The sequence below is a fragment of the Hymenobacter rubripertinctus genome (assembly GCF_003583925.1).
GTDB classification, from domain to species: Bacteria; Bacteroidota; Bacteroidia; order Cytophagales; family Hymenobacteraceae; genus Hymenobacter; species Hymenobacter rubripertinctus.
The window spans coordinates 1-13,985 of record NZ_QYCN01000058.1; the positions used below are offsets into that span (position 1 = coordinate 1).

Genomic DNA, 13,985 nt, shown 5'->3' on the forward strand with positions numbered 1-13,985 from the left:
AGCAGGGCCACTTGATCGGGGCGCTCCCGCACTTGGGCCTCGAACAGGCTCACCAGCGTCTGGGTCTGGTCGTAGGGGGCGGCCGTGGCGTTGAAGACTTCCAGCTGCTGAGCCCGCTCCGACTCACTCAAATACTCCAACGTCCCGATAACATGGTTGGGAGAATCCATAAGATTCTTCAGAATCCGCATGTAGAGCGTTCCAACCATTTCTGCGGAAAGGCCCGATTTCAGCTGCCGCGAAAGCACGACACTCATGGTGTACATATTCCCCGTCTGATCCACGCTCAGATCCAGGTAGGTATTGGTGCGGCCGGCCCCGCTGACATTTACCGTCGCGGGTTGAGCTTCCCGGGGATTAGTTTCCGGCTCCTCCTGTACCGAATTAAAGGTATGAAAGTCACTGAAGTTGAAGAAGCTATCAAAGACGGGGTTTTCGGCCCCTACGTACTGATTGCTCAACTGCGCTATTTCCAGCAGACTCAGGCGCTCGTAGTCCTTCAGTGTCGTCAACTTCTGATGTATCCGCGTAATGAGCCCGGACCCTGTTTCGGTATCTTCAATGCTTACCCGAAGCGGAATGGTGTTGAGGAAGCAGCCCAGTATTTTGTCGCTGTCCTCGCAGTTGGGCCGCATATTAGTCACGATACCCGCCAGAGTTTCATTTTCCTGGCTCAGCACTTTTAGCAGGTACAGATAGGCGCTCAAGGATATGGCCTTGACCGAGGTACTGAGGTTGCCGGCCAAGTGCCCTAGCTTTTTCAGCTCCTCACTCGTCAGCGTGTGGGTACTGTGCGTGTCAACTGGCTCGTTGGTGAAGAGGTCGATGCGTTTAGCACCCGCCAGTTCATCAGCCCAGAAGCCGCGCATCACCGGATCTTTCTTATCTACCTCGTGCTGAATGATAAAATCCTTGTAGCTGGCGCGTAGCGGTTGGGGAATCGTCAGCGGATTTTCCGCTAGCTGCAGATACAGGTTATTCAGCTCCGTCATGAAGAGCGCGTCACTCCAGCCGTCGATAATGGCGTGGTGGCACTGAAATACGAAGCCGATCTGGTCGGCCCCGAGAGCAAAGGCCGCCATGCGCCACAGTGGGGCCTGGGCCACGTCGAAGACAGTGGCCAGCTCGGCGTCCAAGTAGGTACGGATAGCCTGCTCCTGCTCGGCGAGAGCCAGGTGCGAGAGGTCCTGAAATTCGCAGACCACCGGAATATGTTTGAAGACGATCTGAACTTCGGTCTCGAAGCGACTCACATCGAAGGCCGTGCGCAGAATCGGGTGCTTGTCGACCATCAAATGCAGGGCACGGCGGAACCTGTCCAGATCGAAGCTCGAGAAATGGCGCTGGCGCACCATCTGGTCGTGATACACGCTTACCTGCTTGTTGACCAGCGAGGCGTATACCATACCTCGCTCGATGTCGCTCATCGGGTAGATATCATCAATGTTCTCGGCGTCCAGCCCGTGGTCGGAGGCCAGAATCCGGGCTTTCAGCGCGGCCAGCGCGGCTACTGCTGTAGCCTGAAGCTCTTCCACGCTACGGTTACGTTGGTCGAGGCTGGCTATATTGTGTAATACATGGCCAGTCAGCTCGGCGATGGTAGTGTACTTATACACGTCGGCCACCGGAATAGGCAAGTTTAGTTCCCTCTTCACCTCCGAAAGCATCCGCAGAATCTTAATGGAGTCGCCGCCCAACTCGAAGAACTTGTCGTGAATGCCGACCTGTTCTTTTTCCAGGATCTGCTGCCAGATCAGGGCAAACTTGGCCTCGGTTTCGGTGCGGGGTGCTTCGTAGGGCACACCGGTAGCCATGCCGGCACCTTTGGGATCGGGCAACTTTTTCTTGTCCACCTTGCCGTTGGGCGTGAGCGGCAGCTCTGCGAGTTGCACGTAATAGGCCGGCACGGCATACGGGGGCAACACGTTGCGCAGGAACCCCTGCATATCGGAGGTGTTCAGGCTCTGCCCGCTCACCAAGTAGGCCACAATTTCGCTGTTGCCCTGCTCGGTAGGTCGGGCCACGACGATGGCAAACTCCACGGCGGGATGCCCCAGCAGTGCACTTTCGATTTCGCCCAGCTCAATGCGGTAGCCCCTCACTTTCACTTGGTCGTCCTGCCGGCCCATAAACACGAGGTTGCCCTCGGGCAGCCACTTACCTCGGTCGCCGGTACAGTAAAGGTATTCGCCCGGTCGGAAGGGATTCGTCGTAAACTTCTGTGCCGTCAGCTCGGGCTGATTCAGGTAGCCATCGGCCACGCCGGCACCGCCCACACATATTTCTCCGGCCACGCCGGTGGGCACCAACTTGCCGCTGCCATCCAGAATATACACTTGGGTATTGGCAATGGGCCGCCCAATGGTATCAATGATGGGTGCTCCTTTTTCGTAGGCAAATACGCTGCTCCATACCGTGCATTCGGTTGGGCCATATTCGTTGAAAAGGCTGCACCTAGCCAGCGCAGCGGTACTGAAATGATAATCGACCAACGACACCGGGCACGTTTCGCCAGCCACGATAATCTGCTCCAGCGAATTCTCGTTTTCTTGCAGCTCGGCAATTAGCAGCTGGTAATAGGATGGTACGGTCAGCAGGTGGCTCACGTGGTATTGCTCGATATAGCGGGCAATATGACCGACGTTGGCCACGTCGATGTGCGAGGTGAGGCAGAGCTGCCCGCCGGAGCAAAGTGTGCCGAAAATACCGGCCACGGAGCTGTCGAAAGCCACTGAGGAGAGCAGCAGGAACGACCGGACTGCGCCATAGGTGTGCTGCCTGGCCGCCAAAGAGTGCATCAGGTTGCGGTGCCGGATGCCGACGCCCTTGGGGTTGCCGGTAGAGCCGGAGGTATAGATGACGTAGGCCATGGCCTCGGGCGACACTGGCACGAGCGACTCCACGGAGGTCGTCAGCAGCTCTAACTCAATATCGATGGCAAAAACCGCCCCGCTGTAGTACGGCAGATCAAACATGTAGTCCGTCTGCGTAATTAACACCTGGAGGGCCGTATCCTGCATGATAAACGCTTTGCGAGCCTGCGGATATTCCGGATCAATGGGCACGTAAGCGGCCCCGGCTTTCAGAACGGCCAGAATGCCGATGATCATCTTTTCGGACCGGTCGACCATCAGTCCGACCATGTCGTCTTTGCCGAGTTGGTATTGCTCACGCAGGTGATTAGCCAGCTGATTGGCCTTCTCGTTGAGTTCCTGGTAGGAAAACACCATTCCTTCAAACAGCACGGCAGGCTGCTGCGGTGTTGCGGCCGCCTGCTTTTCAAACAGGGCCACCGCCGTAGCATCCTGCGGATACCCGACGACCGGCCCCTGGAAGGTATGGAGCAGCTTTTGCTGCTCATCAGCCCCCAGATAGTTCAGCTCTTTGAGGGGCCGCAGTGTGTGCTGCACCGCATCGGCCATCAGGCTTTCCAGGTGCCCGGCCAGCCGCTCAATACTGTCGGCGTGGTATAGATCGGTGTTGTATTGGATGCTCACCAACAGCCCGTCGCCCGGTACGACAGAGAAGTTGAAGACCAGGTCGAACCGGCTGGTATACAGTTCCTCCTCCTCGTAGGCCCCCACTTGCAGCTCCGACAGGCTCTGCTCCGGCTGGCCTTCGTGCTCCGGGTAACTCAGAATTACCTGCACGTCGAAGAGCGGATTGCGGCTCATGTCGCGCTGCAATTTCAGGGCTTCAACCAAATCACCGAACGGATACACCTGGTGATCATACGCGCCAACCACCACCTGTTTCACCTGCTCGAAGAGGTGGCGGTAGTTCTGGTCGCCGTCGAAGCGGAAGCGCAGGGCCAGGGTATTGACGTAAAACCCGATCTGCTCTTCCAAATCGGCGTGCTCGCGGCCAGCAATGGGCGTACCAATGATGATATCCTGCTGGCTCGTGTAGCGGTAGAGCAGCGCATTGACCGTGGCCAGCACGCCCATAAACAAAGTACCGCCCAAGTCTTCGCTCAGCGCTTTCATACCGGCGGCCGTGGCCGGGCTGATGGCCCGGGAATACATACCGCCGTTGTAGGTCTTGATGGCCGGCCGCACCTTGTCGGTGAGCAGGTCCAGCACCGGCAGCTCGCCCTCAAACTGGTTGAGCCACCAGGCGTGGTGGCTTTGCAGGGCTTCGCCGCTGAGCTGCTCTTGCAGCCATACCGAATAATCCTTGAACTGAATACGCAACGGAGCCAACGGGTTGGCTTCCTGGCGGCTGTAGGCATTATAGAGGGTCAGCAGCTCCTGAATCAGCAGTCCCATCGACCAGCCGTCGCTGATGATGTGGTGCATCACATAGCCGAAGACCCAGGTATTGTCTGCCGTTTGGTACAGGCTGGCCCGTAGCAGCGGAGCCGTAGCGAAGTCGAAAGGACTAGTGAAGAGGCTTTTTATCTGGTATTTCAGCGTTTGTGCCTGGGCTGGCTCGTGGCGAAGATCCTGATAGCCGACACTGAACCCGCTTTCCTGGGCCGGCAGAATAAACTGCCGCACTTCACCCTGCTCATCCTGCCGGAATACGGTGCGCAGGTTCTCGTGTCGCTCCAGTAGCGTATCGAGTGCTGCGGTAAAGGCCGTGCGCTGTAGCTCGCCCTCAAATACGTACACCCCGGACATGTTGTAGGCGACGTTACTTTCCTCGAACTGTCCCAGTACCCACAGACGGCGTTGCGACGACGATACCGGATAGCTAAGCTGAGTTGGCGCGGGCTCTATGCTGGCGAAGGCATTTTTCTGGGCCTGCTGAATGAGGCGGGCCTGCTCTTCGAGCACCGGGCTAACGAACAGATCCTTAATGGTGAGCTTAATTTCGAATTCTTTATGAATCTGGCTGAGCAGACGCATGGCCTTGAGGCTGTGGCCGCCCAGCTCGAAGAAGTTGGCGCTGACGCCCATATTCTGCTTGCCCAGAATTTCTTCCCACAGCGCCACCAGCTTAGCTTCCACCTCCGTGCGCGGGGCCACGTAGGCCGCCGTGCCCGCCAGGGCCAGCCCCTGCGGGTCGGGCAGCTGTTTGCGGTCAATTTTACCGTTCGAGTTCAGCGGCAGCGCTTCGAGCGGCACGTAGTGATGGGGCACCATGTAGGCCGGCAGCCGCTCGCCCAGGTAGGTACGCAACGCGCCCACCGACAGCGCCTGCCCGCTGACCAAGTACGCCACCAGTGTCTTTTCGCCCTGCCCATCCAGGTGAACTACCACCACGGCATCGTCCAGCTCAGGGTACTGGTGCAGCACGGCCTCGATTTCGCCCAGCTCCACGCGATAACCCCGGATCTTGATCTGCGCATCCACCCGGCCCACAAACTCGATGTTACCATCGGCCAGCCAGCGGCCCAAATCGCCGGTGCGGTAGAGCCGCTCACCGGCGATAAAGGGATGGGCAATGAATTTCTCGGCCGTCAGCGCCGGCTGGTGGAGGTAGCCCCGAGCCAGGCCAGCGCCCCCCAGGCAGATTTCGCCCACAATGCCAATGCCGCACAACTGCTGCCGGGCATCGAGCACGTAGGCCGTACTGTTGGTGATGGACTGGCCGATGGGCAGATGAACCAAGTCCGAGCTGACAGGGTAGAACGTGGAAAAGGTCGTGTTCTCGGTCGGCCCGTACACGTGTTGGATCTGCAGCCCGGCGTAGCGCTGGCGCAGGGCGTGGATGGCGGCCGAGGAGAGCTTCTCGCCCCCGGTCAGAATCGTCGTCAGCCCCCGGAAGATGTCGATGTCAGTGTCGACAAGGTGGTTGAGCCAGCCGATGGTGAAGAACATCATCGTGACACCCCGCCGCCGGATTTCGGCCCCCAGCAGCGCCGGACTGAGCAGCACCTCCTCGGCGCAGAGCACCAGCCGGCCCCCGTTGAGCAGCATGCTCCAGTACTCAAACGTGGTGGCATCGAAGCACAGGGCCCCGGCGGCCAGCAGTACCTGCTCGTCCAGCCGCTCGACGTAGTTGGTGGCTTTGACCAGGCGCACGGCGCTGGTGTGCTCCACCATCACGCCCTTGGGCTGGCCCGTCGAGCCGGAGGTGTACATCACGTAGGCCAGGCTGCGGGCTGTAGCCTCCGAGATGGGATTGGTGGTCGGATACGCTTCAGCCGCCTGCCGGCTCCGGTCCAGTTCGGCGGCGTCGAGCACGAGGCGGCACTGGCTGTCGGCTAGCAGGTAGGCGATGCGCTCGGCGGGGTAGGCCGGGTCGATGGGCAGGTAGGCGGCCCCGGTTTTGAGCACGGCCAGGATGGTGATGAGCAGCCACTCGCTGCGCCCAAGCTGGACGCCGATCAGCTCGTCGGGCCGGGGCGCGTAAGTGGCCTGCAAGTAATGCGCCAACTGGTTGGCCCGCTCGTTGAGCTGCCGGTAGGTGAGCGTCTGCTCGGCAAAGACCACGGCCACCCGGTCGGGCATGCGAGCTACCTGCTCCTCGAACAGGGACGTGATGGTGGCCTGGGACGGGTACGCTCCCGCCGTGTTGTTGAACTCTTCCAGCAGCTGCCCTTTCCGATGGCCCAAGTAATCCAATTGGCTGATTGGCTGATCGGGCCGGGCAACCAGGGCTTCCAGTAAGCCCTGCAAGTTGAGCACCAATTGCTCTACCGTCTCTTTGGTATAGATATCATCATTGTATTCAATGTCGACCTGCACGGCCTCACCGATGTCGGCGAAGTAGAAGGACAAGTCAAACTTGCTAATCAGGCCTTCCGACCGTTCGTAGCTGCCGATGGTGAGCCCCTCAAGCTTCTGCACCTGCTTTTTCGCGTCATGCTGGTTTTGCACCGATACCATCACGTCGAACAAGGGGTTGCGGCTGGTATTGCGCTCCAGTTGCAGCGCGTCTACCAGCTCATCGAAGGGGTATACCTGGTGCTCGTAAGCGCCCAGCGTTGTCTGCTTCACCGTGTCGAACAGCTGCCGAAAGCTATAATCGCCCTTAAATCGGGTGCGCAGGGCCAAAGTATTGACGTAGAACCCGATTTGATCCTGCAAATCGGCATGGTCGCGGCCGGCAATGGGGCTGCCCAGGATGATGTCTTCCTGGCCGGTATAGCGGTACAGCAGGGCGTTGACCGTGGTCAGCAGGCCCATAAATAAAGACCCGCCCTGCTGCTGGCAAAAAACCTTTAGTGCCTGGGTGGCGGTGGCGCTGAGTTGCCGCGACACGATGCCCCCCGAATACGTTTGCACGGCGGGCCGGGGCTGGTCGGCCACGAGTTCCAGCTGGGGCAGCTCCCCATCAAACTGGTTTAGCCACCAGGCCCGGTGCTGTTGCAGGGCCTCGCCACTCAGTTGCTTCTGCTGCCAGCCCGCATAGTCCTTGTACTGAATCCGGAGCGGCACCAAAAGTGCGTCGCCGGCTTTAATGTAGGTGTTGTACAGCGTCAGCAACTCCTTTATCAGAATCTCCATTGACCACCCATCACTGATGATGTGGTGCATTACGTAGCTGAAAATCCACTTATGGTCTTCCGTCTGGTATAAGCCGGCTCGCAGCAAAGGCCCCTGCGTCAGATCAAATGCGCGGATCGAATCCTGATTTACCAGGGCCTCGATTTCTGCTGCGCTAAACGCGGTACGCACATCCCGGAAAGCAAGGTGAAAACCCGTTTCCCCTTCCGGCCGAATATACTGCCTAACCTCACCTTCCTCATCCTGGCCGAACACGGTTCGGAGAATCTCGTGCCGGGCAATCAGGTCGCTGAACGAAAGCGCCAACGCCGTCTGGTTCAGCTCACCTTCGAAGGTATACACCCCGGATATATTATACGCTGCATTCGCCTCTTCAAACTGACTCAGTACCCAAAGCCGGCGCTGCGACGACGATAGCAAATAGCTGCTTTGCACAGGCACCGTATCGATAGCGCTATAGCCGTCTTTTTTGACCTTATAAGTAGAAATGAAGTCAATCAGGTCGTTCTTATGAGCCCTGATTTCATCCAGCAGCTCGGTATTCAGAACGCCTTTGGGCGCTTGCAGATCAAGCCTTCCATCAACGAGGTCGACGTTTACTTTAAGGCTCTTTAATTTCTTATACAGGTTAGATACCATTATAATAAGTATTAAGCTTTAACCAAGCTACCTTTCTCGGTCAGCTCTATTTCCATAGCCTCAAACAAGGCCGTGATATTATCGAGGCCAAAACCTTCATAATTATTTACCCGCTGCACAATCTCGTAGAAGAAAGTGGCTCGGTCGCCGATAGGAGCCGTGAAGATCTGGAACAGCAGCGCCCCATCAAGCACGTCGCATAACACGCCGTGCTTGCGCAATGGCGCTACATCCAGATTCGGGTATTTCGCGGCAAGATTATCGTAATACGTTTCGGGATATTTGGTAAACTTCACACCATTAGCCCGTAGCACTTCCACCGACTTAAAAATATTACTGGAACAGAAAGCAATATGCTGAATACCAGCCCCGTAATTCTGATCAATAAACAACTGAACCTGGGACTTAATACCATGATCGGGTTCGACCAGCACATTGTTCATCTGCTTGTTATCCGACTGTAATACCTTCAGCAGTATACCAATTTTTTTTTCACCTGGCTTCTGCCGTTCATCAAACTGCTTGACCGTTTTGGACTGAAAAATCGAGTTGAAATAATTCTCCCACAACCCAATCTCATTTAGCCGTAGGGCGCAGGCTACGTGGTCAATTTTTTCGAGTGCCGAATCTTCGCCGCTCATATCCCAATCGCCTTCTATATTTCGATACCCTGGCATAAAATCACCCTGGTAGTTGTCGTAGTTGATGAGCACAATCTCATTATCGTCGAAAACCTTGAGCGAAGCCTGCTCAACAAAGCCGTGCTCGTCGGAGAGAATAGCGGGGTGCTGCAACGGGATGCCCCCGTTCTTCAGCGCGGCCTGAAAAGATTCGGCCACGTTATTTACCTTGACCGATATTTTTTTAATACCGTTTCCGTGCAGGTCAACGAAGGACACTATTTTGTAGGAACTGGGCTGCGAGGCGGAAGTAATAACGAGCTTGATATCGTTCTTGACGATGTAGTAGGAGCACCGGTCTGGGTAGCCGGTTTCAGGGCCGCAGTAGGCCACAGCCTTAAACCCGAGGGCTTTTACGTGCCAATACACGACCATCTTGGCCATTCCCACATAGTATTCGATATAATCGTACTCCATCTTCAGAAAATCGGATTCGATGACGGTGTTCTGGCTTAGATTTTCCATGGCGCAAATAATTATTTGGTTAAGTTTATTTTGGTTTTAAAATAGGAAGCTAATCGATGTACGGCATCTTTTATTTCCTCTTTAGAAACATTACTGAAGGCTAGCCTTATTTGCTGCCCGCCACCTTTACTAAGGTAGAAAAAGGACATGGGCGTAAAGATCATCCCATGGTTTTCGGCGCAGATAATTACTTCCTCTTTCGCTACCGTAAACGGCACAGATACGGTAAGAAAGAATCCCCCCTGGGGAGTACTCCAACTAATATCCCTGGCCCAGGCGTTGTTTTCGCCGGTTAAGTTCTCGTTGAGCGAAGCCAGCAGCTGGTCGCGTTTGGCCTTAATAGCGGCTATTTTCGGCGCATTTATTTTCTTGAGAGAGAAGTTGTTTTTTACAAGAATACCACCAAAAACTGCCTGGGTAATCGAGGGAGTATTGACCGTTATATAGCCTTTGGTTTTGGCCAGCAGGTCACTCAAAGCGGTAAGCTTTCCACCGTGCTCTATCTGCTGATCAGCTACCAAAACGCCCAGCCGCAACGATGGATAGAGCGTTTTGGACAACGAGCGCAGATAAATCACCCGTTTGTTGACGTCCAGAGCCTTGAGCGTCAGGGGCGAATTTGCCTGGTAAGCAAATTCGCCGTAGGCATTGTCTTCCAGAATCAGGAAGCCGTACGTATCAGCCAATTGTAGCAGTCGGCGGCGGTTTTCGATCGGCATGGCATTCCCGGTCGGATTCTGATAATCCGGGATGACGTACACGAGCTTTACGGTTTTGCCCTGGGCCTGGCAGGCCAGGATTTTCTCCTCCAGCTTTGGCAGCGAAATACCCTGCTCGCCGACCGGAACGGGCGCAACCTGATACCCGGCAATAATAGCAAGGTGGCTTATACCGACGTAGGCCGGATCCTCGATTAGGATAACGTCGTTGTCTCGATTGCATAGCGTTGTAATTGTTATAACCATAGCTTCCTGCGTACCCACCGTAATAAGGGTGTCTTCAGGAGCAACTTTTATCTGCTCATCCTTGGCTAAATATCTTACTACTAAATCATTAATAATTCCCTTCGCCCGGTTATATTGCCCGAGCGATTTGCGTACCTTTTCCGGGTTTTGACCACTAGCAGTGGCCAACCAGTCGACATAGATACCGAAATAGTCAGGAAACTCCTCAATATTGAAATAATTCTCGTCCGGTCGGCCAGAGGCCAGGGAAAGAGCCTGGGGATAATTGAGTTGGATTTCGTTCAGAAATCCCATGACGTCTTCCGCTAGCGTATCCAATAACGGATTCAGCATTAGCGTATCGATAGGGGTTGGTACAATCATGGTGGCTGTTTGTTTTTTTGCTTAGGGCAGGTAACTACCCGCGCTGGACGCTACTTGTGGCAGGCCTCTGATCGAAGATCGACGGCCCACCGGAGTCGACTACCATAGCAGCCGACTCCGGTGGCAGTATAGCTGGCAGCTCATGCTCGTTGATGGGCCGGGTATGCTCTGCCTGTCTTATATGGATATTCTCTCCACTTCCTCAACCTCGAACAGCTCGTTGTTGGCCCAGTAGGTTTTCTCTATCTCGCCGGCGATGCCTTCGACAGTGGGATTAGTGAAAAAGACGGGAAAGCTGAGTTGAATTTCGAATTCTTTGTGAACTTGGCTGAACAGGCTTATGGCCTTGAGGCTGTGTCCGCCCAGCTCGAAGAAATTGTCACTGACCCCAATCTTCTCCTTGCCCAGTATTTCTTCCCACATACCTACCAGCTTGACTTCCAGATCGGTGCGCGGGGCCACGTAGGCCGCCGTGTTGAGCAGATCGAGCTCCTCCACGCCTGGCAGCTTTTTGCGGTCTAGTTTGCCATTCGCATTCAGGGGCAAGGCCTCCAGCTCCACGAAATAGGCCGGCACCATATACGCCGGCAGCCGCTCACTCATATACGCTCGCAGTTGCGCCACCGGCAATGCCTGTTTGCCGACGACGTAAGCCACCAAAACACTGTCGCCCACAGCATCGGTCTTGACCACTACAACCGCAGTGGCAACATCCGGTTGGGTGTGCAGCACGGCCTCGATTTCGCCCAGCTCCACCCGGTAGCCCCGGATTTTGATCTGCGCATCGACCCGGCCCACAAACTCGAGGGTGCCATCGGCCAGCCAGCGGCCCAAATCGCCGGTGCGGTACAGCCGCTCGCCGGCCGCAAATGGATGGGCAATGAATTTCTCGGCCGTCAGCGCCGGCTGGTGCAGGTAGCCCCGAGCCAGGCCAGCGCCCCCCAGGCAGATTTCGCCCACGATGCCCACGCCCACCAGCTGCTGGCGGGCATCAAGCACATACGCGGTACTGTTGGCGATAGGCTTTCCGATGGGAATGGCCCGGTCGGTTACCTCCCCGATGGGGTGACAGAGCGAGAACGTCGTATTCTCGGTAGGCCCGTAGCCATTGATGATCTGCAGGGCCGGATAGGCGTTCTTAACCGCCTTGATGTGCCGGGGGGAAAGCTTGTCGCCGCCCACCAGCATATACTTCAGGTGGCTGAAAGTATCCTGATCCAGATCGACCAGCTGGTTGAACCAGAAAGAGGTAAACCAAGCCGTGGTGATTTGCTTGTCGATCAAATACTGCTTCAATAGCGCAATATTGAGTAGCTGCTGCTGCGGTACTAGGTAAATAGTGCCGCCATTGAGCAGCATTCCCCATAGCTCGAAGGTAGTAGCATCGAACGACAACGAGCCGGTTTGCAGGAGCCGGTCGCCGGCCTGCATTGGTACGTAGCTGGTATTGCGCACCAACCGGACCACGCTGCGATGCTCAATCATAACGCCCTTGGGCCGGCCCGTCGAGCCGGAGGTGTACATCACGTAGGCCAGATCCCGGGCCTGGTTCACCATGGGCAAGCGCTCTTGAGAGCATGAATCGGCCTGCTTATGGAAAGCCTCCAGTTCCGCCGCATCGATAATGACCCGGCACTTACTGTCGGCCAGCATATAGGCAATTCGCTCCTCGGGATAGTCCGAGTCGAGGGGCAGATACGCCCCGCCGGCTTTGAGCACGCCCAAAATGGATATCAGCCAGTCGGCGCTCCGCTCCAGCCGGACAGCGACCAGCTCATTGGGCATTATGGCATACTTGGTGCGCAGGTACCAGGCCAGCTGATTGGCCCGCGCATCGAGCTGCTGATAGGTAAATTCCGACTCGAGGTATACCAGCGCGAGCTGCCCGGCGTGTTGCGCCACCTGCTCATCGAATAGCTCAAGGATGGTCTTATCGGCCGGATATGCCGTGGCCGTGGCGTTGAACGACTCTACCAGCTGTTCTTTCTCTGCTGAACTCAGGTAGTCCAGCGCCTCGACGGTGAGGTCCGGGTTGGCCGCTACCTGCTCGATGATGCGGGTAAAATGGCCTTGCAGACGACTCATGAGCGCCGCATCGTACACCAGACCGTTGTATTTGAACTGGAAGCGGGTTGCTTCGCCGGGAATGATAATCAGTGTGAAGTCATAGTTGTTCTGCTCAAAGCTGTCCGATACCAGCAACGACACGTCGCTGCTGGTCGAATCCAAGCTGCTCTGCACCATTTCGGCTACCGGGTAGTTCTCAAACACCACGATGTGGTCGAAGAGCGCACGCCCCGAATCACTGTTGACCTGAATATCGGCCAGTTGGGTATAGTGGTGGTCAGTACCTTCGATGGCACGCTGCTGCACGCCCTGCAACAGCTCCCGCACGGGCACTGCCGCCGGGGCCTGCACCCGCACCGGAATGGTATTGATGAAGAGGCCAATCGTTTCTTCAATGCCTTCTATCTCAGCCGGCCGACCGGATACTACGGCCCCGAAAACCACGTCATCCGTTTGGTTATAACGGCTCAGCAACAGCGCCCAGACAGTTTGAACAAACGTATTCTCTGTGATGCGCAGCTCTTCGCACAAGGATTTTACCGACTGGCTCACCGCTTGGCTCAGGGAGAAATCTGCGTTGCGAAGCTCAAACTTCCTGGTGGTATCAGCCAACAGCTTCGGCAGGGAGCTAGTGGTATCGTAGCCCGCCAGGTACTGCTGCCAGTACTGCTGCGAGGCATCCGTGTCGCGGGCCAGCAGCCACTTGAGGTAGTTGGAATACGGATGAACTGTACTCAACTGCGGCTCCTCGTTCTGGATGAAACCCTGATAAATCTGGAAGAACTCCTTAATGAGTACACCAGTGCACCAGCCGTCCATGAGAATGTGGTGGTGGCTCCAGATAAACTCGTGGGTCTGCTGGCCCAGGGCCAGCACCGTCAGGCGCATCTGGGAGCCTTTGTGCAGGTCGAACCCGGCCTGCCGGTCGGCTTCCTTAAAGGCCGTTAATGAGAAGTCAGGTTTATCGGATACATCAACATACCGGATGCTGGAAGGCACTTGCTTCTGTACAATCTGCAGCACCTCGGGCTCGAAAGCCTGGGTGAAGCAGGTGCGTAGCATAGCGTGCCGGGCTACCAGTTTATCGTAGCTTTTACGCAACGCTTCAATATCCAGCGCTCCCTGCAACTGGTAGGCCGTCTGCTCGAAATAGGCTGCGGGCGAGTTCAGCCAATGGTAATAGAGGCCCTGTTGCAAAGGGCTCAGCGGGCACACATCCTCCAAGGAGAAATTCTCACCCAGCCTCCAGACGTCCTCCACGCTCAGACCTTTGAAGGTAAGGTCGACGGGGGTGAGCTGGGCGGGCTGCTCGCCGGCCAGCTCGTCGAGCAAGGCCGCCAGCTCCCCGGCCCAGGCCGCCACCAACGCCTGCATGGTGACCGCCGAGAAGCGGCCCGCGTCGTAGCTGA

General features: G+C 56.4%; 4 protein-coding genes. All 4 read right to left on the minus strand.

Features of this window, described 5'->3' with window-relative positions:
- The coding region (locus D0T11_RS20550; protein WP_147374763.1) for a non-ribosomal peptide synthetase at nt 1-8,036 on the minus strand (8,036 nt) is incomplete at its 3' end.
- An 11-nt stretch (nt 8,037-8,047) separates the two neighbouring features.
- Complete coding sequence (locus D0T11_RS20560) at nt 8,048-9,181, minus strand: 4-hydroxyphenylpyruvate dioxygenase family protein (protein WP_119657692.1); 1,134 nt, start codon at nt 9,179-9,181, stop codon at nt 8,048-8,050.
- Between the two features lie 11 nt (nt 9,182-9,192).
- Nucleotides 9,193-10,509 carry an aminotransferase-like domain-containing protein gene (locus D0T11_RS20565; protein WP_119657693.1) on the minus strand — a complete coding sequence of 439 codons (1,317 nt, stop codon included), beginning with the start codon at nt 10,507-10,509 and terminating at the stop codon, nt 9,193-9,195.
- Nucleotides 10,510-10,686: 177 nt separating this feature from the next.
- Nucleotides 10,687-13,985: non-ribosomal peptide synthetase (locus tag D0T11_RS20570; RefSeq protein WP_119657694.1), on the minus strand; the 3,299-nt coding region annotated here is incomplete at its 5' end.

Excerpts from the sequence above, each read along its gene's own strand:
- D0T11_RS20560 (WP_119657692.1), bottom strand. The coding sequence starts at position 9,181 with ATGGAAAATCTAAGCCAGAACACCGTCATCGAATCCGATTTTCTGAAG.
- D0T11_RS20565 (WP_119657693.1), bottom strand. The coding sequence starts at position 10,509 with ATGATTGTACCAACCCCTATCGATACGCTAATGCTGAATCCGTTATTG.